The organism is Spirillospora sp. NPDC127506 (genome assembly GCF_040302145.1).
GTDB lineage: Bacteria > Actinomycetota > Actinomycetes > Streptosporangiales > Streptosporangiaceae > Spirillospora.
On record NZ_JBEORG010000004.1, the window covers coordinates 260,376 to 280,991 of the forward strand.

The 20,616-nt window shown below is 71.9% G+C and carries 18 protein-coding genes and 2 tRNA genes; 11 read left to right on the forward strand and 9 right to left on the reverse strand.

The annotated features are described in order from the left end of the window. Both ABTW95_RS07045 and ABTW95_RS07050 read left to right on the forward strand, forming a co-directional pair. On the forward strand, window positions 1-1,038 hold the full coding sequence (locus ABTW95_RS07045; RefSeq protein ID WP_500225398.1) for an XRE family transcriptional regulator: 1,038 nt from the start codon (window positions 1-3) through the stop codon (window positions 1,036-1,038). A gap of 142 nt (window positions 1,039-1,180) precedes the next feature. Next, complete coding sequence (locus tag ABTW95_RS07050) at window positions 1,181-2,047, forward strand: Sco1979 family transcriptional regulator (protein WP_396445585.1); 867 nt, start codon at window positions 1,181-1,183, stop codon at window positions 2,045-2,047. On the opposite strand, the gene ABTW95_RS07055 is transcribed toward ABTW95_RS07050, so the two are convergent. Continuing rightward, on the reverse strand, window positions 2,034-3,290 hold the full coding sequence (locus ABTW95_RS07055; RefSeq protein ID WP_500225452.1) for an MFS transporter: 1,257 nt from the start codon (window positions 3,288-3,290) through the stop codon (window positions 2,034-2,036). The two genes, ABTW95_RS07050 and ABTW95_RS07055, sit on opposite strands and share 14 nt — an antisense overlap. A gap of 90 nt (window positions 3,291-3,380) precedes the next feature. On the opposite strand from ABTW95_RS07055, the gene ABTW95_RS07060 reads away from it, so the two are divergent. Together ABTW95_RS07060 and ABTW95_RS07065 are read left to right on the forward strand one after the other, a co-directional pair. Next, on the forward strand, window positions 3,381-3,998 hold the full coding sequence (locus ABTW95_RS07060; protein WP_500225400.1) for an alpha-ketoglutarate-dependent dioxygenase AlkB: 618 nt from the start codon (window positions 3,381-3,383) through the stop codon (window positions 3,996-3,998). 88 nt (window positions 3,999-4,086) lie between these two features. Next, entirely contained in the window at window positions 4,087-4,698 is a 612-nt protein-coding gene (locus tag ABTW95_RS07065; RefSeq protein ID WP_500225404.1) for a glyoxalase, read from the forward strand. A gap of 15 nt (window positions 4,699-4,713) precedes the next feature. Here the strand turns inward: ABTW95_RS07065 and ABTW95_RS07070 are convergent, their stop codons facing one another. Beyond that, window positions 4,714-5,598, reverse strand: a complete 885-nt coding sequence (locus ABTW95_RS07070; RefSeq protein WP_500225405.1) for a LysR family transcriptional regulator — start codon at window positions 5,596-5,598, stop codon at window positions 4,714-4,716. Between the two features lie 72 nt (window positions 5,599-5,670). Between ABTW95_RS07070 and ABTW95_RS07075 the strand changes: the two genes are divergently transcribed. The 3 genes from ABTW95_RS07075 to ABTW95_RS07085 are packed head-to-tail and all read left to right on the forward strand — an operon-like array spanning window position 5,671 to window position 7,857. Continuing rightward, window positions 5,671-6,336: an SDR family NAD(P)-dependent oxidoreductase gene (locus tag ABTW95_RS07075; protein ID WP_500225409.1), complete on the forward strand. Its 666-nt coding sequence runs from the start codon at window positions 5,671-5,673 to the stop codon at window positions 6,334-6,336. A gap of 13 nt (window positions 6,337-6,349) precedes the next feature. Further along, complete coding sequence (locus ABTW95_RS07080) at window positions 6,350-7,177, forward strand: NAD(P)H-binding protein (protein WP_500225411.1); 828 nt, start codon at window positions 6,350-6,352, stop codon at window positions 7,175-7,177. After that, window positions 7,174-7,857, forward strand: a complete 684-nt coding sequence (locus tag ABTW95_RS07085; RefSeq protein ID WP_500225413.1) for a maleylpyruvate isomerase family mycothiol-dependent enzyme — start codon at window positions 7,174-7,176, stop codon at window positions 7,855-7,857. The genes ABTW95_RS07080 and ABTW95_RS07085 overlap by 4 nt, the downstream gene beginning before the upstream one ends. A 491-nt stretch (window positions 7,858-8,348) precedes the next feature. On the opposite strand, the gene ABTW95_RS07090 is transcribed toward ABTW95_RS07085, so the two are convergent. After that, the gene (locus ABTW95_RS07090) at window positions 8,349-8,561 is read right to left on the reverse strand and encodes a DUF397 domain-containing protein (protein ID WP_396445578.1); all 213 of its coding nucleotides are present in this window, start codon (window positions 8,559-8,561) and stop codon (window positions 8,349-8,351) included. A 255-nt stretch (window positions 8,562-8,816) separates the two neighbouring features. Beyond that, window positions 8,817-9,689, reverse strand: a complete 873-nt coding sequence (locus ABTW95_RS07095) for a helix-turn-helix domain-containing protein (protein WP_396445577.1) — start codon at window positions 9,687-9,689, stop codon at window positions 8,817-8,819. Between the two features lie 887 nt (window positions 9,690-10,576). Between ABTW95_RS07095 and ABTW95_RS07100 the strand changes: the two genes are divergently transcribed. Then, window positions 10,577-12,421 carry a cyclic nucleotide-binding domain-containing protein gene (locus ABTW95_RS07100; protein WP_500225416.1) on the forward strand — a complete coding sequence of 615 codons (1,845 nt, stop codon included), beginning with the start codon at window positions 10,577-10,579 and terminating at the stop codon, window positions 12,419-12,421. Between the two features lie 196 nt (window positions 12,422-12,617). Here ABTW95_RS07100 and ABTW95_RS07105 read toward each other — a convergent pair whose 3' ends face one another. Next, window positions 12,618-13,949, reverse strand: coding sequence for a sensor histidine kinase (locus ABTW95_RS07105; RefSeq protein WP_500225418.1), 1,332 nt, complete (start codon window positions 13,947-13,949; stop codon window positions 12,618-12,620). Window positions 13,950-14,163: 214 nt separating this feature from the next. Here ABTW95_RS07105 and ABTW95_RS07110 point away from each other — a divergent pair, with 214 nt between their 5' ends. Continuing rightward, window positions 14,164-15,051, forward strand: a complete 888-nt coding sequence (locus tag ABTW95_RS07110; RefSeq protein ID WP_396445574.1) for a LysR family transcriptional regulator — start codon at window positions 14,164-14,166, stop codon at window positions 15,049-15,051. Window positions 15,052-15,083: 32 nt separating this feature from the next. On the opposite strand, the gene ABTW95_RS07115 is transcribed toward ABTW95_RS07110, so the two are convergent. The 3 genes from ABTW95_RS07115 to ABTW95_RS07125 form a co-directional block, all read right to left on the reverse strand. Beyond that, window positions 15,084-16,043 carry a glycerophosphodiester phosphodiesterase gene (locus ABTW95_RS07115; RefSeq protein WP_396454838.1) on the reverse strand — a complete coding sequence of 320 codons (960 nt, stop codon included), beginning with the start codon at window positions 16,041-16,043 and terminating at the stop codon, window positions 15,084-15,086. Window positions 16,044-16,207: 164 nt separating this feature from the next. Beyond that, window positions 16,208-17,854, reverse strand: coding sequence for an adenylate/guanylate cyclase domain-containing protein (locus tag ABTW95_RS07120; RefSeq protein WP_396445572.1), 1,647 nt, complete (start codon window positions 17,852-17,854; stop codon window positions 16,208-16,210). A gap of 49 nt (window positions 17,855-17,903) precedes the next feature. Further along, entirely contained in the window at window positions 17,904-19,319 is a 1,416-nt protein-coding gene (locus tag ABTW95_RS07125) for an amino acid permease (RefSeq protein ID WP_396445571.1), read from the reverse strand. Between the two features lie 231 nt (window positions 19,320-19,550). Here ABTW95_RS07125 and ABTW95_RS07130 point away from each other — a divergent pair. Together ABTW95_RS07130 and ABTW95_RS07135 are read left to right on the forward strand one after the other, a co-directional pair. After that, a tRNA-Asp gene (locus tag ABTW95_RS07130) sits at window positions 19,551-19,628 on the forward strand. A 17-nt stretch (window positions 19,629-19,645) separates the two neighbouring features. Then, a tRNA-Phe gene (locus ABTW95_RS07135) sits at window positions 19,646-19,719 on the forward strand. 65 nt (window positions 19,720-19,784) lie between these two features. On the opposite strand, the gene ABTW95_RS07140 is transcribed toward ABTW95_RS07135, so the two are convergent. Next, complete coding sequence (locus ABTW95_RS07140; RefSeq protein WP_500225422.1) at window positions 19,785-19,997, reverse strand: hypothetical protein; 213 nt, start codon at window positions 19,995-19,997, stop codon at window positions 19,785-19,787. Window positions 19,998-20,616 lie beyond the last annotated feature (619 nt).

Consider the following 20,616-nt stretch of genomic DNA (forward strand, 5'->3'; position numbering starts at 1 on the left):
GTGCTGTTCGACTGCGAGCGGCTGACGCTGGCCCGGCGGCTCAGAGGACTGCGCAAGAACCAGCTCGCGGAAGTCGTGGGGACGACGCCGAAGGCGATCGGGCGGTACGAGGCGGGTGTCCAGCGGCCGGACGAGACGACGGTGAAGCGGCTCGCCTTCGCGCTCGGCGTCCCGGTCTCGTTCTTCCGCGGCGGCCGCAGCCCCGTCTCCCTGGACGGCGCGCACTTCCGGTCGCTCCGGTCGACCACCCAGATCGAGCGCGACCAGGCCCTCGCCTACGGGCGCATCGCCACCGACGTCGTCGCCGCCCTCGAAGACCTCGTCGACTTCCCCGAAGTCGACCTGCCCGAATACCCGGTCTCGCCGGACGAGATCGCCGGCCCCGGCCCCGTCGAGGCGGCGCGCCTGACCCGCAAGGCGCTCCAGCAGCAGGCGGGGCCGGTGCCGCACGTCGTCCGGCTGCTGGAGAAGCACGGCGTGATCGTTCTCGTCCTGCCCCGCGCGGCCGCGCGCGTCGACGCGTTCAGCGTGGGCGTGCACCCGCGGCCGATGGTCTTCTTCAACCCGGCCAAAGGCGACTACTGGCGCAACAGGTTCGACGCCGCCCACGAGCTGGGGCACCTGGTCATGCACGCCGACGCCGAACCCGGCGAGAAGGTCGTCGAAGACCAGGCGCACCGGTTCGCCGCCGAATTCCTCATGCCCGAGCAGGACATCGCCGCCGAACTGCCCGGAACCCCCGACTGGGACCGCCTCGCCCACCTCAAGACGACCTGGGGCGTCAGCATGGCGGCGCTCCTCTACCGGGCCCGCACGCTCGGCGTCATGCGGGAGACCGCGTACCGGAACGCGATGAGCGCGATGAGCTCGCGGGGCTGGCGGAGGCACGAGCCCGGCCCGGCGCGCCCGCTGGAGCAGCCCACGATGCTGACCCGCGCGATCGAGATCGTCGGGCAGGCCGGCACCGGCCGCGACGCGGTCGCCGAACGGGCGCGGGTGCCGCGGAGCGACCTGGACCTGCTGGTTCCGGCGCGGTGAAGTTGCACCGGAAATGGTGCCAAATGCCCAGGCCACCGGCCCGCCGGGTTACATACCTCTGTCCGTAGGTTTCCTGCACGCCCATGCGCGCCTGTGAGAATCTCCGAGAGTTGCCAGGACGTACGGAACCGCTGGAGATCTTGTGCTGGACAATCGGCAGGCCGGCCCGACCGCGCTGCGCATGCAGATCGGGGCGCGGCTCCGGCTGATGCGCGAGAGCAAGGGCATCGGGCGGGCCGAGGCGGGACACGCGATCGGCTCGTCGGCGTCCAAGATGAGCCGGCTGGAGCTGGGACGGCAGAGCTTCAAGATCCAGGACGTCCTGAACCTTCTCGACCTGTACGGCGTCCACGACGAGGAGGAGCGCGCGGCCTTCGCCGGGCTCGTCCAGGAGGCGAAGAAGCCCGGCTGGTGGCAGGGCTACGGCGACGTCCTGCCGAGCTGGTTCGAGCAGTACCTAGGGATCGAGCAGTCGGCGCGGACGATCCGCACCTACGAGGTGCAGTACATCCCGGGCCTGTTACAGACGCGCGAGTACGCGCGGGCCGTGATCGGGCTCGAACACCACGACGCCCCGTACGACGGGCTCGAACGGCGCCTCACCGTGCGGATGACCAGGCAGGAGATCCTGCACCGGCCGGTCGGCGCGGCGCGGCTGTGGGCGGTGATCGACGAGGCGGCGCTGCGCAGGCCGTTCGGCGGGCCGGACGTCATGCGCGGCCAGCTCGAACACCTCATCGCCGTGTCTGAGGGCATGAGCAACGTGCGGCTGCAGGTGCTGCCGTTCTCCGCGGGCGGGCACGTGGCGCTCGGCGGGCCGATCACCATCGTCCGGTTCGCCGAGCACGACCTGCACGACGTGACCTACCTGGAGCAGCTGACCGGCGCCCGCTACCCCGAGGGGGACGAGGCCGCCCGCTACCACGAGATCATGGACCTGCTCGCCATCCGCGCCGCCCGCCCCGCCCGCACCACCGCCTTCCTCAAAGACCTCCTCAAGGACTTCTGACCCCGTCCCCGGTTCCGTGACCTCGCGCCGCGCCCGCGACATCCGTCCTCGCGGCGCCCGTCCCCGCGGCGCCCGTCCCCGCGGCGCCCGTCCCCGCGGCGCCCGTCCCCGCGGCACCCGTCCCCGCGGCGCCCGGGCCGATCGAGCGGCGGCGGCCGGGGCGGTGCAGGAGAACGGAGGTCAACAAGAACGCGACCGCGCCGACCGGCATCGCCGCGCCCGTCAGCGCCACCAGGCCCGGGACGGCCGGTTGCGCCACCCCCCACGACGAGCCGAAGAACGCGAACCAGCGCGGCCGATCCGGCTCGGGCGCGATGTCGGCGATCAGAGCCTGCCAGCGTCCCTGCAGGACGCTGTCGGCCGCCGCCCATGCCAGATACGCCGCCACCGTGAGCGGCACGGGCCTCCCGGCGGCGAGCACGGCCGCGAGGACGCCGAGCACCGCGCACCCGATGGCGAGGACGTGCTCGTGCCGGCAGGCGTTCAAGCGGCGTCGCCCGAGGTATCCGGTCAGCGGCGCGAGCACGGCGGCGCCGGTCAGGGTCAGGCCGGGCAGCCACGGCGGCGCACCGCGCTGAAGCAGGACGAGCGGCATGAACATCAGCACGGCCAGGTAGCCGCACCCGAACGCGGTGCCCGCGGCGGTCAGCCGGAGCAGCCGCCGGGGCGGCCGCCACCGGACGCTCCGCGCAGCCCTCCGCACCGGCGGATCGCGGGCCAGGAAGAGCACCGCCACGCCGGCCGCGAGCAGGCATGTCAGCCCGTCCACGACCGCCAGCCAGCGCGGCCCCAGCGGCAGCAGGACGGCGGCGAGCAGGCCGCCGATCGCCCCCACCGCCACCGCCAGCGTGCCGAGCAGCCCGTACAGGTCGCTGCGCCGCCCACCGACCCGGGCCAGCGACTCCTGGGTCGCGGGCTCGTAGATCTCGAACGCCAGGCCGACCAGCGCGACCGCCGCCAGGAACTGACCGTCGCCGCGCGCGGCGGCGAGGAGCAGCAGGGCCGCCCCCGTCGAGGCCAGGCCGAGGACGATGAGGGTGCGCGGCGCGAACCTGTCGAGCAGGAGGCCGCCGATCCAGCGCGAGACCAGCGCGGCCAGCCCGAAGACCGCCAGCGCCGCCGCGGCGAGGCGGGGGCCGGCGAGCACGGCGAGGAACGACATCACGTAGGCGCCGAGCTGGTTGATCAGCCGGACGCCGATGAGCGCCTTCGCCGCGCGCGGCCGATCTCGCATCACGAGCATCACGGGGGGAGGTTACGGTTCGCCACCGACAGAACACGGCGCCCGAGCATGATCGAACACATGTTTGAGCGAAACGGGTACAGTGGCGACATGTTCCAAGGGTCGCTGCTGGACGACACCGACGAGGGCGGCCCGCGCCCGCTGGCGTCGGCGCGGCGGACGCACCTGTCTCACGGCGCCTGGGTGGACGTCCTCCCGGGCTGGATCCCCGGCGCGGACGCCCTGTTCGAGCGGCTCCTCACGTCCGTCCCGTGGCGGGCCGAGAGGCGGCGCATGTACGAGCGGGTCGTGGACGTACCGCGCCTGCTGGCCTTCTACGACGAGGGCGCGCCGCTCCCCGACCCCGTCCTGGACGAGGCGAAGGCGGCGCTCGACGAGCACTACGCCGGCGAACTGGGTGAGCCGTTCCGCACCGCCGGCCTCTGCCTGTACCGGGACGGACGCGACAGCGTGGCGTGGCACGGCGACACCATCGGGCGCGGCGCCACGCACGACACGATGGTGGCGATCCTGTCGGTCGGCACGCCGCGCACTCTCGCGCTGCGGCCGCGCGGCGGCGGGCGGACGATCCGCTACGAGCTGGGCCACGGCGACCTCATCGTGATGGGCGGCAGCTGCCAGCGGACGTGGGAGCACGCCATCCCGAAGAGCGCCCGCGTGACCGGCCCCCGCATCAGCATCCAGTTCCGGCCGCGCGGCGTCCGCTGAACACCGCCGCCGCGCCTTGAGGAACAGGTGACCTGACCGGTCAGGAATCGAGAAGCACCGGGTTCCCGGGGCGGCCTAGCGTGACCGCATGGCTTCCGTCGAATACGTGACCCTCGAAGTCGGCGACCCCGAGTCCGCCGAGCGCTTCTACACCACCGCCTTCGATCTGGGCTCGCAGGTGCGCCTCAAAGCGTCGGACGCGCCGACGTCCGGCTTCCGCGGGTTCACCATGTCGCTCATCGCGTCCCAGCCCGCCGATGTCAACGCCCTCATGGACGCCGCCGTCGACGCGGGCGCCACGGCGGTGAAGCCGGCCGCGAAGTCCCTGTGGGGTTACGGCGGCGTCGTGCAGGCGCCGGACGGGACGGTCTGGACGGTCGCGTCCTCGTCGAAGAAGGACACCGGCCCGGCCTCCCGCAAGATCGACGTCATCGTGCTCCAGCTGGGAGTCTCGGACGTGGCCGCGAGCAAGCAGTTCTACGTCGGCCAGGGCCTGACCGTGGCGAAGAGCTACGGCCGCAGGTACGTCGAGTTCGCCGACGAGTCGAGCCCCGTCAAGCTGGCGCTCCTCAAGCGCCGCGCCCTCGCGAAGGCCGCCGGCGTCGATCCCGAAGGCACCGGGTCGCACCGGCTCCTCATCGGCGGCGGCGCCGGATCCTTCACCGACCCCGACGGTTTCGTCTGGACCGGCTCCGAGTGACACCCGGCCGCCCCATCACGAGCCCGATCGGGCCGTGTCGAGGAGGTCCCGGATTACGCTGCGGTGGTCGTCGGCCCGCCACGCCACGGCCAGCTTGCACGGGGACAGGCCCGTCACCGGTATCGCCGTGATTCCCGGACGCCGGTAGATGGCGGCGTTGCCGGACGCCATCAGCACCACACCGCTGCCGTCTTCCACGGCGGCGAACGTCTCGTCGGCGTTCGACACGGTCGCCCCCACCCGGACGGGCTTGTCGCCACGGTCCTCCAGGGCGAGCCAGAAGTCGCGCAAGGGACCGGCCTCTTCGGGCAGGGCGAGGAACGGTTCGTCCAGGAGTTCCTCGAACGCGATGCTGTCGCGTCCGGCCAGCGGATGGTCGTCCCTGAGCGCGACCCAGCGCGCCTCCTCCGCGACGACCTGGACGTTGAACGCTTCCTGGCGCGGGATGGGCAGCCACACGAACGCCACATCGACGTCGCCCTCCGCCAGGCCGGCGGTGGGGTCGTCCCAGTTGACCTGGCGGAAACGGATGCTCCACGTGGGACGGCGCTCAGTGAAACGCTCCCGCATGTCGGCCAGGAGCCCGCGTCCGACACTGGTCGAAAGCCCCACCGTCAGGACCGCCGCCTCGTTCGCCGCCGCGTCGCTCACCGCGCGCTGCGCCTCGTCCCACGCGCGGAGCATGTCGCGCGCCGCGGGGAGCAGCGCGCGCCCCGCGGCCGTGAGGGCGACCGTGCGCCGGTCGCGGTCGAACAGCCGCACCCGCAGCTGCTCCTCGAGCTGCTTGATCTGCTTGCTCAGCGCGGGCTGCGACACGAAGAGCCGCTCGGCGGCCCGGGTGAAGGAGAGTTCCTCGGCGACCGCCGCGAAGTACCGCAGATCCCGCAGATGCGCGTCCATAGCCGATGGTAATCACGCCCGGTATTGGACGCGCGGCCGTTCACGGCGTGATCATTTCGGTGAGGGGGACGCATGACGGTCGCGCTGGTCACCGGAGCGAATCGCGGCATCGGCCGCGAAGTGTGCAGGCAGCTCGCGGCCCGCGGCCACGACGTCCTGCTCGCCGCGCGCTCGGCCGAGGCGGCCGAACGCGTGGCCAAGGAGGTCGGCGCCACGCCGCTCCGCCTCGACGTCACCTCGGCCGACGACATCGCTCGCGCCGCCTCCGAGATCGGGCGCCTCGACGTCCTCGTCAACAACGCCGCGATCACCTACGACACCTGGCAGCGCGCGTCCACCGCCGACCTCGCGGTCGTCCGCGAGGCGGCCGAGACGAACCTGTACGGGCCGTGGCGCCTGACGCAGGCGCTGCTCCCGCTGCTGCGCCGCAGCCCGCACGGCCGCATCGTCAACGTCTCCAGCGAAGCCGCCTCGCTGACCAACATGGGCGGCGGCACCCCCGCCTACACCGCGTCCAAGGTCGCCCTCAACGCGCTGACCCGCATGCTCGCGGCCGAGCTCCGCGCGGACGGCGTGCTCGTCAACGCGGTCTGCCCCGGCTGGGTCGCGACCGACATGGGCGGTCCCGGCGGCCGCCCCGTCGCCGACGGCGCGGCGAGCGTCGTGTGGGCGGCGACCCTCCCCGACGACGGCCCGACCGGCGGGTTCTTCCGCGACGGCCGGCCGCTCCCCTGGTGAAAGGACTTCCGAGATGATCCTGGTCACGGGCTCCACCGGCAACGTCGGCCGCGAGCTGGTCGGCATCCTCGCCTCCGCCGGGGAGCCGGTGCGGGCGCTCGCCCGCAAGCCTCCCCCGGCCCCGCTGGACGGGGTCGAGCACGTCACCGGCGACCTCGACGACCCCGCCTCCCTGGCGCCCGCGCTGGACGGGGCCGCGGGCGTCTTCCTGCTCCCCGGCTACCGCGACATGCCGGGCGTCCTGGCCGAAGCGCGCCGCGCCGGCGTCTCCCGGGTCGTGCAGCTTTCCGGCGGGTCCGCGGGCAGCGGCGACATGACCAACGCCGTCACCCGCTACATGGCCGCCACCGAGCGCGCCGTCCACGACTCCGGCCTGCCGTGGACGATCCTGCGGCCGGCCGCGTTCATGAGCAACGCGCTCCGCTGGCTCCCGCGGCTCCGCGCCGGCGACACGCTCCGGCTGCCGTTCGCGAACGTCCGCACCGCCGCCGTCGACCCCCGCGACATCGCCGCCGTCGCCGCCAAGGCCCTGCTGGAGGACGGCCACGAAGGCCGGACCTACTACCCGACCGGCCCGGAATCCCTGCTGCCCGCCGAGCAGGTCGCGGTACTGGCGGACGTCCTGGGCCGCGACCTGCGCTTCGAGGCCCAGCCCGACGACGAGGCCCGCGCCGAGATGAGCGAGCAGATGCCGGCCGAGTACGTCGACGCGTTCTTCGACTTCTACGTGAACGGCTCGCTGGACGAATCCGTCGTCCGCTCCACCGTCCAGGACGTCACCGGCGCACCCCCGCGCACCTTCCGCCAGTGGGCCGAGGCCCACGCCGCCGACTTCGCATGACCGCGCTCGCCGAGATCACCGCCGCGACCCGGTCCTTCCTGGCGACCGCGTCGCGGCTCGGCGTCGCCGGCGTCCGCGCGCCGTCCCTCCTCCCCGGCTGGACGTGCGGGCACGTCCTCACCCACGTCGCCCGCAACGCCGACGGCGGCACCCGCCTCCTCACCTGGGCCCGCACCGGCGTCGAGTCCTACGAGTACCCGAGCCTGGAGGCCCGCGCCGCCGAGATAGAGGCCGGCGCGGGCCGTCCCGCCCGCACGCTCCTGGACGACGTCCGCCAGTCCGCCGACCGGTTCGCCGAAGCCTTCGCCCTCATGCCGGACGACGCATGGCGGCGGACCGTCCAGTGGACCACGGGCGCCCGCCACCCCGCCGCCCGCGCCGCCGACGCCCGCCTCACCGAAGTCCTCATCCACCACGTCGACCTGGACGCGGGCTTCACCCCCGACGACTGGCCCGCCGACTTCGTCAGCCGCGAGCTGGCCGCCGTCACCGGCTCCTTCGCCCGCCGCGACGACGCCCCGGACCTCCGCCTGCACGCCACCGACACCGGCGAAGAGCACGGCACGGGCGACCGCCTGGTGACCGGCCCAGCCCCGTCCCTCCTGGCCTGGCTCCTCGGCCGCTCACCCGGCACCACCCTGACCGGCACCGAAGGAATCACGATCCCTTTCCTCTTCTGAAAGGTCACCGGCGCCACGGCCCGGTCGACTGGGCATTCCCCGCACCCCGCTCGCCAGCGGCCCGGCACGCCCACGCCTCAAGGGATTTCAGCCGGACGTTGCCTTTTCGGACGAGCCCGAGCAGGCAGTGGACGCTCAGGAGCAGGGCAGCAGGGCAGCAGAAGGAACGACACCTTGAAAACGTTGACGGGGACATCCCGGTGGGAATCTCCTCTTGGGGCCGCCGCTTTGGGTCCCCCCCGGCGCCACCTGCTTTGGGGCTTGGTGGGGTGGAGGGCGCTTGTGGCAGGTGGCGGGCCGGGGGCGCGGCTTCCGAGGAGCGTCGCCTAGCGGGGGCGGATCACCGGGGGGCGGCAGCGGCGGTGTCCGGCGTGAGAGGTCAGCTCAGGCGGCGCGGGGGCGGCGAGTTGTCAGAGATCGCCGGTAAAGGGGGCTGGGAGCGGCAATGGTCAATAAATTCTCAGCGGAGACCGGAAAATGAGTCACGTGACTCAGCCCAAGTCCAGGTCGCCGTCCCGGACGGCGTCCACGAACGCATTCCACTGCGCGGGGGCGAGGGTGATGACTCCGGCGGAGGGATCGCGCGAATCGCGGACCAGTACCGCCGGGCCGTGCGCCGCCACCTCGACGCAGTTGCTATCGCTTGCGCTCGCGCTGCTCTTCCGCCAGTTCAGCGCGGCTCCGCGAGTCGACCGGTAGACCATCCAGCAACCTCCGTCCATTGCCGGCGGGTGCCGTCTCGCCAACCGATCGGCCGAGAACACCCGCCGGGCGAGCACCGAGCAGGGCACGACAAACCACGACCTTGTGGATAATTTCCCGATCACGAGTGTAAACGGTTCTAGTTATCCCGCCTACAAGGGACCACAAGATCACGCTGCGTGTTATGACGGCCACTCGCCTTGTCGGATGCCCGCTGCGGCCTTCACCTCCGGTCGGGTCGAGTTGCGGTTGCTGAGTCAGGCCATGAGGTCTTCGGCCGCCTGCCGCATCAGCGCGATCGATTCCTCGGCCGACAGCGCCTGTTCCAGGAGGAGTTCGAATGTGTCGCGATATTCGATGACCTTGTCGTCCTCGCCGCTGATCATCACGCTGGCGCCGGACCGCCCCTCCAGGTAGAGGACGTCGGCGAGGTCGCCGTCGAACTCCAGGATGCTGAACGGCCCCTCCAGCCCGAGGTGCGCGCCCGCGCTGAACGGGATGACCCGCACCGTCAGCAGGTCGTCGCGCTCGGCGGCGTCGGCGATGTGGTTGAGCTGGGCCGGCATGATCGCGGGGTCGATCTTGATGCCGACATGGCGGCGGATGACCGCCTCGTCGATGATGTAGTGCTGTCTGGGCGGGTTCTCCCGCTTGGCGAGCTCCTGCTGCCGCTGGATGCGCAGTTTCGCCGCGAGCACCCGCGCCGTCTCGGACGCCTTGCCGGTCGACAGCACCTCGGCGTACTCCGGCGTCTGGATGAGCCCCGGCACCACCGTGCCGTGGAACTGGCGGATGAAGGCCGCGCCGGCGCAGTACCCGACGTAGTTGAGGAAGCTGGGGTCGAGCTCACCGCGGTAGGCGTTCCACCAGGCGGGTTCCCGCGCGCCTCGCGCCAGCGCCTGCAGCCGCTCCTGCCGTCCCTCCGACGTGACGTCGTACACGCGCAGCAGCGCCTGCAGGTCGGTCCGGGTGATGGCGTTCTTGCCGCCCTCGACCCGGATCAGCTTGGACGGGGACCACTCAAGCTGCCGCGCGACCTGCTCCTGCGTCAGCTTCTTCTCCTTGCGCAGCCGGACGAGCTCCGAGCGCAGCAGCGCACTCTGGACTATAGGTCCCTGGTCACTGGACATCGTATTCGCTCACTCTAAGTAGTTAATGTCACCAGCCTGGATGCTACATGGCAGAGCGGGACCCGGCATCCCGCTTGCCACCAGAGCGCTACATTTCTCGGTCATGCGATCTTCGCTCCACGCGCCAGACCCCGTCATATCGCCCAAAACTCGCCTCGGAAGCGAGCAGACTGCTGCATGCCTCACCGTCGTCTGCTAATCTGCTACCTAGCACATTACAACATAGTCTCCTGCAACGGGACGCGGTGCCACATCCGGCAAGCCGACGATCTCAACGCAGGGTGAGGACCCGGGCGGGGACGGCGTGCCCCTTTCCCGGCCGGGTGCTCGCCACCGGCGGACCCGGGCCCGCGGGGGCTTGGCGAGGGGAACGGGAACGCGCACCACGGGGACGGGGCACCGCCGCCACGGAGGACGAACGAACGAGGCACGCACGAACGGGGAGGCCGGCAAGGAACACGAACCATCACGGGCCGCGAACGAAGCAGAGTCGCCCACCGCCTTCGGCCGATCACCGGTTGGCAGCCAAGAGGACCGGCGGAAAGCGGAGAGCGACTCCCGGAGTCGCACGAAAGCGCGCCGGCGGGTCTACCGCAGACACTCTGCGCAAACGCAGAAAGATCCAGGCTGACCTGCCAAAACGTTTTCTGCGGACTCACCCAGTCTAACCGCGATCACGCGGTACGGGCTATAGGTGATGCGACTTCGGCCCCCGCGGCGGACGCCGGACGACCCCGGGCGCCGCTCGCGGAACCGAAGCCGCAATTCGAGGCATGGGGTCCTGACATGTCAAGACAGCAGTTTCATCCCCCGACCTTTGACGTCCACCCCACCGGTTCAGCCCCCACTGACCCCGTCCGGTCGTCGAGCGAGAGGCGGGTGTGCTGATGGACGAACACGCCCGCCGGCACGACCCGGACCAGATCGGCCGCCAGGAGACGCACGCCGTCCGCCCCCGGCCGCCGCACGACGACGACCCGCCCCGGAACGCGGGCCTCGCGAACGCGCACGCGGCGCCCGCGGCGGCCGCAGCGCCCGCGGCGCCCACCGGGCCGCGGGGCGGGGCGGCCAGGCGGCCGGGGTTCTGGCCCGCCCTCACCACCATCGAACGCGCCGAGTTCCTCGCGACCGCGGAGGAGGTCGGCTACCCGGCCGGCGCGGTGCTGTGGGAGGAGGGCCAGGCCGCCGACCACACCATCGTGATCAAGTCCGGCTCGGTGCGGGTCTGCGTGGTGCGGGACGGGCGCGAGCGGATCATCGCCTTCCGCGGCCCCGGCGACATCATCGGCGAGCGCGCCGCGCTGATGCTGCGCCGCCGCTCGGCGACCATCGTCGCGATGGAGCCGCTGCACGCGCTGCGCCTGACCACGCAGCAGTTCGTCACCTACCTGAGCAACCACCCGCGCGTGGTCGCCGTCCTGGAGCGCGAGATGTACGAGCGGCTCACCGAGCAGCCGGGTTCCATGCAGGACGCGGGGACCGGCGGGACGGGGCCGTACGGGAACCCGTACTCGTACGGGCCCGCCGTCCACAACGGCTCGCATCAGGCGTATGCGATGGCGTACGTACCGATTCCTCCGGTATGGCCTTACACCCCGTACGCGCCCCCGGTACCGGCCCCGGCCCAGTACGCGGCGGCCGACCCGTACGCGACATCGGGCACATACGGGACGTCCGCTCCCTACCTGGCGGCCGGCTCGGACGCGGTGCCCGACCCGTACCCGGCGTCCACGCCCTACCCCGTGGACAGCCAGTACGCGACGCCCATCCAGTACCCGGCGGACGGCCCGTACGCGGCGTCCGGCGCGCACGCCACCGCACAGCCGCACCGCGCCGCCGGCCGGGCCCGCGCGACCGTCCCGCCGACCGCCGCCGGCGAGCCCGGCGCCGTCCACGCGAGCACGCACGGCGTGCCCCGCCCGCGCCGCGCGACCGCCCGGCGCCGTGCGGCCGCCCCGCACGGTGCGGCCGACCCGCGGGCGGCGACCACCCGGAGCGCGGCGACCACCCCGCCGCCCATCGGCGGGCGGACGCGTATGGAGGAGGCGTACGACGCGTCCTGGCGGCCGGAGCCCGCGGCGGCCGTTCGCGTCCCGTCCCACGCGCCGCCGACGCAGCCGATGGCCATCGCCAGGCCGTCGTGGGCGGGGCAGAACTGCACCGTCGTGTTCACCGACATCGCCGGTTTCAGCTCGCGCGTCCGCGACGAGACCGACCGGATCGAGGTGCGCCGGGTCATGTACGCGGCCCTGCGGGAGTCCTTCCAGGAGTCCGGGGTGCCGTGGGACGCCTGCCACAGCGAGGACCGCGGCGACGGCGCGCTGATCGTCGTCCCGCCCGAGATCCCCACCGCCGCCGTCGTCGACCCCATGATCGCCGCGCTCGGGATGCGGCTGCGGCGGCACAACCACCGGTCGAGCGCGGCGGTCCGCGTCCAGCTCAGGGTCGCGCTGGACGTCGGCCCGGTGATGCCCGACCCGCCCGGCATGTCCGGCTGGACGATCATCAACGCGGCGCGGCTCCTCGACGCCGCCCCGCTGAAGGAGAGGCTCGCCGCGACGGGCGCCGACCTCGGCGTCATCGCGTCGAGGTTCGTCTACGACTCCGTCATCGCCCACGGCCCCGGCTACGTGAACGCCGGCGAATACGAGCCCATCGGCTGCAGGGTGAAGGAAACGGACATCGAAGGCTGGATCCACCTGCGCGGCCTGCCCGCCCGATCCGCCCTCTGACCCGCGCAGCCGCGCCGCCCGGCCCGTCCCCCGCACGGGCCCGCCCACCGACCTGACCGCCGACCCCGCGCGCACCGATGCCGCGGGGTTTTCGCATCCCCGCTCCCGGTCCGCCGCCGGCGGGCTTCACCGCCCCCGCAGGATCGGCAGCCCGCTCGAGGCCGCTCGGGTCGTCCCGTTCGCCGCGTGGAGGGCGTCAGGAACAGGGGTCGGGGCGGTCCGGCGGGATCTTGGGGAGGCGCAGGACGAAGCGGGCGCCGCGCTCGCTGTCCTCGATCGTGAGGCTTCCGCCGTGCAGCCGCGCGATCTCACGGGCGATGGGCAGGCCGAGGCCGGTGCCGCCGGGGTCGCGCGCCTTGCTGGCCTCCAGCCGGGCGAACCGCTGGAAGACGAGGTCGCGGTGCTCCTCGGCGATGCCCGCCCCGTCGTCCTGCACCTCCAGGACGGCCTCGCCGTCCGTCCGCCGGACCGTGACGTCGACCCGCGAGTCGGCGTGCCGTTCGGCGTTGTCCAGCAGGTTCGTGAAGAGGCGGACGAGCCGGAGCCGGTCGCCGCGCACCGTGACGCCCTCCTGGAGATGCGGGACGATCTGCTTCGTCCGGTCCGACCTCGCCACCTCGATGGTGACGAGCGCGCCGAGGTCGACCGTCTCGACGTCCTTCCAGGCCGCGGCGTCCAGGCGGGCGAGCTGCAGCAGGTCCGTCACGATCGCCTGGAGCCGCTCCAGGCTCTGCAGGACGCCGCGCGCCGTCCGCGGCCAGTCGACCTCGTCGGGGAACAGGAGCGCCTCCTCGATCTGCGTGCGCGCCGCGGCGATCGGGCTGCGCAGGTCGTGGGACGCGTCGGAGGTGAAGGCGCGCTGCCGCTCCAGGGCGCTGTCGAGGCGGTCGAGCGTCGCGTTCGCGGCCTCCGCGAGCCGCCGGATCTCGTCCTGGCTCTCCGGCACCGTGACGCGCCGGCCCGACTGCTGCGCGGTGATCTCCGCCAGCTCCGCGCGGATCGCGTCCACCGGGGCGAGGGTCTGGTCGACCGTCCCCCAGGCGCGCAGGCAGGCCAGCAGGATCACCAGCAGCGAGATGCTGACCAGCGCCATGATCAGGCCGGGGCTGACATACCAGGGGACGGTCGGGGCGGCGGCGTAGACGAGCCAGTCGCCGCCGGGCTGGTAGACGCGGAAGCCGATCACCCACGCGCAGCCGTGCAGGTCCCCCGACGAGCACACGTCCCGGGTCGAGTACACCTGCATCTGCGACGGGAGGAAGCGGGCGATCGGCGGGCCGTCCAGCGTCGGCCCCGGCGTGCCCGCGATCACCGTCCGGTTCTTGTCCATGACCTGGACGATCACGCCGTCCGGCGCGTCCAGGTCGCCGCGCACCGGGCCGCGCCGCATCTCGTAGATGACGCGGAGCGCCGCGGCCGTCGCCTGCCCGCGTTTGGCGTCGATTTCGGAGCCGCGCACCTCCACGAGGATCAGCGCGGCCACGATGGCGCAGATCACCGCGGTGACCATTCCGGCAATGACGGTCATCCGCACCCTTATGGACCATGTATGCCGTCCGAACACCCGACCTCCCGCAGGTGAGGTATTCACCTCCCAGCCTGGAATCAGTCCTCTGAACTGCAGCGACGCACCCAAGAAGGACAAAAGAAATGGTTGCCGAGGGCTGCGCCGCCGGCCGTGTCCCGGGCCGTTCGGGCAGAAGCCACGGCGCTGGACGGAGTCGCGGCTAGCATGGCCGGTTATGGAGCTGCGCCAGCTTGAGTACTTCGTCGCGGTCACCGAAGAGGCGAGCTTCACCAAGGCCGCCGCGCGGCTGCACGTCGCTCAGCCGGGCGTCAGCGCCCAGATCCGGCAGCTGGAGCGGGAGCTGGGCCAGCCGCTGCTGGACCGCTCCGGGCGCACGGTCCGGCTCACCGAGGTCGGCGCCGCCGTCCTGCCCTACGCGCGGGCGGCGCTCGCGGCCGTCGAGGGCGCGCGGCGGTCGGTGGACGAGCTGACCGGGCTGCTGCGCGGGCACGTCACGGTCGGCACCATCGACTGGATCCGGTCGCTCGACCTCCCCGGCATGATCGCCGAATTCCACCGGGACCACCCGGATGTGGAGATCACCGTCATCCAGGAGGACACCGACACCCTGACCGACGGGCTCCGCACCGGACGCGTCGACCTCGCGTTCCTCAGCCTCGGCGCCGAACCGCCCGACGGCATCGCGACCAGGGTCGTCATCGAGCAGGACCTCTACGCCGCCGTCAGCACCGGCCACCGCCTGGCGCGGCGATCGAGCATCGCGCTGCGGGCGCTCGGCGGCGAGTCGCTGATCTGCCTGCCGAAGGGGACCGGGCTGCGGGCCGTCCTGGACGCCGCGTTCGCGGACGCCGGGCTGCGCCCGCGCATCGCGTTCGAGGCCGGCGAGCCGCCCGTGATCGCGCAGATCGCCGCGCACGGCCTCGGCGTCGCCGTCCTGCCGGAGTCCGCCGCCCGCGCCCAGCCGGACGCGCTGCACGCCATGCCGATCGTCAAGCCCCGGCTGAGCGGCCGCATCGCCCTCGCCTGGCGTGCCGAGGGACCGCGCAGCCCGGCGGCGCGGGCGCTGACCGCCCACGCCCGCCGGCTGCTCCCCCGCCCCTGACCGACCGCCGCAGCGGAGGCGGTCCGGGGTTGTCAGGCGGCTTGGGACGGGTTCGTCCTGGACGCCTGCAGGACGCTGCGCAGCACGTCCGGTTCGTTGGTGATGATCCCGTCCACGCCGAGGCGGACGGCCTTCTCCATGTCGCCGCGGTCGTTGAGCGTCCAGGTGAGCACGTCCATCCGGGACGCGTGCACCTTCTGGACATACGACGCGGTCAGGTCGCTGAACGTCGGGTTGATCTGATCGGCGTACCCGGCGAGTTCCGGCAGGTCGCCGGCCTTCGGGGTGCCGATCAGGCCGGTCGGCACCTTGGGCAGGACGGAGTGGAAGCGGCGGACGGAATCCCAGTCGAACGACTGGACGACGAGGCGCCGCTCGGCCGGGTCGTACCGGAGCCAGGACGGCGAGCGCTTCAGCGCCGCGGCGATGCGCTCCTCGATGCCCGGATACAGCGCCGGGCTCTTGATCTCCAGCAGCATGCCGAGGCCGACGCCGCGCATCGCGGCCAGCACCTGGGGCAGCGTCGGCACGCGCTCGCCCTTGTACTTCGCCGCGAACCACGACCCCGCGTCCAGCTTCTGGATCTCGGCGAGGGTGAAGTCGGCGACCTTCCAGGGTTTGCGGTCGGGGTAGACGTCCTCCACGTCGGTCGTCCTGGCGAGCGTGGTGTCGTGCATGACGACGAGCTCGTGGTCCTTGGTCTCCTGGACGTCCAGCTCGAACATGTCCGCATGCTCGGCCTTGGCCAGCTTGAACGCGGCGAGCGTGTTCTCCGGCGCGTACGCGGAAGCGCCGCGGTGCGCGACGTCCACGATCCGGGCGTGCAGCGCGGTCCCGGCGCGGGGACGGGGAGCGGGCGCCCCCGACTCCGCGGCGGGCCGCGGGGACGTGGCCGGGCCGGGGCCGGTATCGGCGGCGGCCACCGTCGCCGGGACTACGAGCGCCGTGGCGGCCGTGACGGCGAGAACCGCGAGACGATTCCGTCGGTGCATCTGTCACCTCATCGGGAGCCGGGGCTGTCCGCCCCGACCCTCGGGCCGTCCGGTGACACCGGAGCTACGGGCCGGTAGCAGACCGTGTACATCCGGCGACGATACGCATCCGGCCCGGTCTGGACGGGGAGGACACGGCGCCTTCCGGAAGATCGCCCGCGCCGCTACTCCGGGTCGTCCGACTTGTCCGGCATGCGCGCGCTCTTGGCGGCCTTGGAGAGGATCAGCGCGCCGAGCAGCAGCCGCCGGCTCCGCCGCAGCGGCCGCGGGAACCGCAGCCGGACCCGCTCGATCTCGATCCCGCCCTCGGCCTCCGGCGCGCGCCGCGGCGTGCCGAGCCGGGTCGGGCGGCTCCGGCCGCGCAGCGTCACCGACCGGCCGACGTCCCACTCGTCCGACTCGGCCAGATGCGCCAGGTCCAGTACGGCCGCGGAGGCGAGCACCCGCCCGTCCTCCTCCTTCGCCAGGTCGCTGAGCCGCGCCGCCTCGTTCACCGGGTCGCCGATCACCGTGTACTCGAACCGCTCCTCCGCGCCGATGTACCCGGCGACGACCGGGCCCGCGGACACGCCGATCCCCGCGTCCAGCGTCGGCACCTCGGCGCGCAGCCGCACCGCCAGCTCACGGGCCGCGCCGAGCGCCCCGCCGGCCGAGTCCTCCAGCTGCGTCGGCGCTCCGAAGATCGCCAGCGCCGCGTCCCCCTCGAACTTGTTGATCCAGCCGCCGTGCTTCGCGACGACCGTCACCACGACGCCGAAGAACCGGTTGAGCAGCCCGACGACCTCGTCCGGGCTCCGCGTGTCGGCGAGCCTCGTCGAACCGGTCAGGTCCACGAACAGCACCGCCACCTCGCGGGTCTCGCCGCCGAGCGTGATCGCGCCGCGCTCCAGCGCCAGGTCGGCGACCTCCTCGCCGACATGCCGCCCGAACAGGTCGCGCAGCCGCTCGTTCTCGCGCAGCCCGGCGACCATGTGGTTGAACCCGGCCTGCAGCTGCCCGACCTCGCTCGCGTCGTACACCGCGACCTCGGCGCCCAGATCGCCCCGCTCGACCTGCGCCATCCCCTTCCGGACGGCCTTGATCGGATCGGCGATCGCCCGTGTGGCCATATAGATGACGTAGACCCCGGCGAGGATCGCCACGCCGCCGAGCCCGAGGATCGTGATCGCGAGCTGCCGGACGTTGATGTCGGGCGCGGCGAGCGCGGCGATGGCGACGCAGATCAGCCCGAACACCGGGATCGCCGTGCCGAGCGCCCACGCGAGCATCACCCGCGTCGTCACCCCGGGCAGGCGGAACTTCTTCGGACGCTCCGTCCGCAGCACCAGCGCCGCCGCCGGGCGCAGCAGCCGCTCCGACAGCAGGTACACGATCGTGCAGGTCGTGGCCGCGCCGAGGAAGCACGTCAGCCCGGTCTTCACGGCGAGCCGCCCGGTGAACAGCGCCAGGTCGAGCACCGCCCAGCCCAGCGCGCCCACCGTCCACAGGGCGCCGACGAGCATCGTCAACCGGAGCGGCCCCAGCAGGACGGCCCGCCGCTGCTGCCGGTCGGGGACTCCCCCGTCCCGGACGAACATGACGACGGGCCGCCACAGCCACAGCCCCGTGAGCAGCGCCACCGGAGTGGCCACCACCGGATAGCTGAAGAACGCCGCCGCGTTCACCATGCGGACGTAGTCGCGGTCCTCCAGCGGCGGATCCGGCAGGACGAACGTCGCGAACAGCAGCACGACCAGCGAACCGACGAGGTTCGCCACCCCCACCACGACCAGCAGAACCCAGCGCACACGGATCTCTAGGCTGCTGGTCACGCCTGCCTCCGGGGGGATGGAACCGCTACACGGGATCATCCCACGGAGGTCAGACGCCGGCGCTCTCCACCGCCACCTCCGCCCCGGCCCCCAGCGAGTTGCGCCGGACGAACGGCCAGCCGACCAGGATGAGCGCCGCCCACGCGGCCATCGCGTACAGCGCGACCCGCGTATCGGCCTCCCACGCGATCGTCACCGTGACGAACGCGAAGAACGCCAGCACCGCCCAGCCGCTGTAAGGCGCCCACGGCATCCTGTAGGGCGACTTGTTCAGCAGCCCCGCCGCCGCCTTCCGCCGGTAGATCATGTGGGCGACGAGGATGACCGTCCACACCATCAACGCGCCGCCGGTCGACACCGAGGTGATGTACTCGAACGCCTTGTCCGGGACGACCGCGTTCACCACCACCCCGATGCCCATGACGAGCGCCGAGATGGTCACCGTCAGCACCGGCACACCGCGCCCGTTCAGCCGCCCGAGCACCTTCGGCCCGTCGCCGTTGACGCCCGTCGTCCGGAGCATCCTGGACGTCGAGTACAGCCCGCCCGCGTTGCAGGACGACAGGGCCGCGGTCAGCACCACGAAGTTGACGATGTCGCCCCCGCCCGGAATGCCGATCTTGTCGAACGCCAGCACGAACGGGCTGGCCCCGCCCTTGAACGCCGTCCACGGCACCACCGCGAGGATGACCAGCAGCGACCCGAGGTAGAACAGCGCGAACCGCAGCGGCAGCGCGTTGATCGCCCGCGGGATGTTCCGCTCCGGGTCCTTGGCCTCGCTGGCGGTGACGCCCACCAGCTCGACGCCCAGATAGGCGAACATGACCATCTGCAGCGTCATGATCGTGGCGCCGTACCCCTCGGGGAACACGCCGCCGTGCTCCCACAGGTTGGCCGGGGTCGCCGTGTCCCCCGCGTCGCCGAACCCGAAGACCAGCACCCCGAGCCCCACGAGGATCATCGTCACGATCGCCGCGATCTTGATCATCGCGAACCAGAACTCCAGCTCCCCGAAGAGCCTCACCGAGATCAGGTTCACCGCGAACAGCACGAGCAGCGCCACCAGCGCCGTCTGCCACTGCTCGACCCCCGGCCACCACTTCTGGATGTACTTGCCGGCCGCGGTCAGCTCCGCCATGCCGGTCGTCACCCAGATGATCCAGTACGTCCAGGTCGTGGCGTATCCCCAGAACGGCCCGAGGAACTCCCGGGCATACCCGGCGAACCCGCCCTCCGTCCGGCGGTACGTCAGCAGCTCACCGAGCGCCCGCATGACGAAGAACAGCGCCAGCCCCGCGACGGCGTACGTCAGGATCAGGCTCGGCCCCGCCTTGGCGATGTTCTCCCCGGCGCCGAGGAACAACCCGGTCCCGATCGTCCCGCCGATCGCGAGCATCTGGATCTGCCGCGTCCCGAGCCCTCTCTGGTAGCCGTCGGCGCTCTGGTCTGGGAGCTTTGCGACCACGCCGGACCCCCCTCCTATGCAACCCTCTGGTCACGCGCAGTCACGCAACCCGGACACACTAGACCACCGTCACCGACCAGTACCTCTCCGTGACGCTCTATCCCCTGCCACCACGCGGGTTAACGAGTTGGCGCGCTCCTCGGGCATCGCGTATGCTCTCGGACGTGCCAAACGCCGGGGGTCCCCGCCGGTCAAGACACCCCTCCGAAGCCGTTAAGCTCGGAGCAGCAAGGTCCTGTGGAGCAGTTAGGAGTGCTCGCCACCCTGTCAAGGTGGAGGCCGCGGGTTCAAATCCCGTCAGGACCGCCAGACGCACCACGCGTCCTGGGCAGGTAGCTCAGTCGGTACGAGCGTCCGCCTGAAAAGCGGAAGGTCGGCGGTTCGACCCCGCCCCTGCCCACCTCGTATGACCAGCCAAAAGGCCCGGAACCTGATCAGGTTCCGGGCCTTTTGACAGCAACGGCCTCAGCCGAGCACATTCCCCAGCTTCCGAAGTGCCGCCCGCTTCTCGTCGACGGCCGCGTGAGCGTAAATCGTCATCGTGACCTTGATGTCGCTGTGGCCGAAGATGTCGCGGACGATGTGCGGCGGGACGCCGAGGTCCATGAGCAGCGAGACGCAGGTTGTGCCGTATGTCGTGGAAGCGCATGGACTCCAGGCCGGCGGCCGCGCGAACACGGCCCCACCTACGACGAAGGTTGTCTGGCTCCATCGGCGTCCCGCGCCGGGACGGAAGACGATAGTCCTCCCAGTTGTCCCAGGCGTCAGCCCGTTCGGCCGCCTGCTTCACTTTGTGCTCGCACAGAGCCGTGATGCGGCCGCGCCCGGCTCTGCGATCCGGGCATGCGGCCTGTTCCGTCCGGTCCCGTCTCGCGCCGCCGGGCACGGCCGCCCTACGCTCAGCGTCGGCACAATGACCTTCACTAGCGGCTCGGGAGACGTACCGGGTGACTGGCAGGGATGATCCCCGACCGGGTTGGATTAACCGGCTCGTGGCGGAGTTGGGCACGTTGTTGCAGGAACAAGTCGAACTAGTGACTCCCATGAACGAGTGTCTGCACGACGAGGGGTTGGGCTTCTCCTGCAGTATCCGCAGTTCGCCCCCTCAAGGCAACGGCTTCCAGTTGTGCTGGGACGGAATCCTGGGGATGCAACTCATCGATAGGAAGCCTGACATTCGCGCTTCGCTCTTCCTTTACAGCAGGAATCAGCGACTCGGACTCATGGCTGATAGGAAAGGCAGCTTCTTGGAGATCGTTTACGAGGGTTCGCTGGAACATGGTGGGCAGTGGGGAAC

Excerpts from the sequence above, each read along its gene's own strand:
- ABTW95_RS07055 (WP_500225452.1), bottom strand. The coding sequence starts at position 3,290 with ATGCTCGTGATGCGAGATCGGCCGCGCGCGGCGAAGGCGCTCATCGGC.
- ABTW95_RS07060 (WP_500225400.1), top strand. The coding sequence starts at position 3,381 with ATGTTCCAAGGGTCGCTGCTGGACGACACCGACGAGGGCGGCCCGCGC.
- ABTW95_RS07065 (WP_500225404.1), top strand. The coding sequence starts at position 4,087 with ATGGCTTCCGTCGAATACGTGACCCTCGAAGTCGGCGACCCCGAGTCC.
- ABTW95_RS07070 (WP_500225405.1), bottom strand. The coding sequence starts at position 5,598 with ATGGACGCGCATCTGCGGGATCTGCGGTACTTCGCGGCGGTCGCCGAG.
- ABTW95_RS07075 (WP_500225409.1), top strand. The coding sequence starts at position 5,671 with ATGACGGTCGCGCTGGTCACCGGAGCGAATCGCGGCATCGGCCGCGAA.
- ABTW95_RS07080 (WP_500225411.1), top strand. The coding sequence starts at position 6,350 with ATGATCCTGGTCACGGGCTCCACCGGCAACGTCGGCCGCGAGCTGGTC.
- ABTW95_RS07085 (WP_500225413.1), top strand. The coding sequence starts at position 7,174 with ATGACCGCGCTCGCCGAGATCACCGCCGCGACCCGGTCCTTCCTGGCG.
- ABTW95_RS07090 (WP_396445578.1), bottom strand. The coding sequence starts at position 8,561 with ATGGTCTACCGGTCGACTCGCGGAGCCGCGCTGAACTGGCGGAAGAGC.
- ABTW95_RS07095 (WP_396445577.1), bottom strand. The coding sequence starts at position 9,689 with ATGTCCAGTGACCAGGGACCTATAGTCCAGAGTGCGCTGCTGCGCTCG.
- ABTW95_RS07100 (WP_500225416.1), top strand. The coding sequence starts at position 10,577 with ATGGACGAACACGCCCGCCGGCACGACCCGGACCAGATCGGCCGCCAG.
- ABTW95_RS07105 (WP_500225418.1), bottom strand. The coding sequence starts at position 13,949 with ATGACCGTCATTGCCGGAATGGTCACCGCGGTGATCTGCGCCATCGTG.
- ABTW95_RS07110 (WP_396445574.1), top strand. The coding sequence starts at position 14,164 with ATGGAGCTGCGCCAGCTTGAGTACTTCGTCGCGGTCACCGAAGAGGCG.
- ABTW95_RS07115 (WP_396454838.1), bottom strand. The coding sequence starts at position 16,043 with ATGCACCGACGGAATCGTCTCGCGGTTCTCGCCGTCACGGCCGCCACG.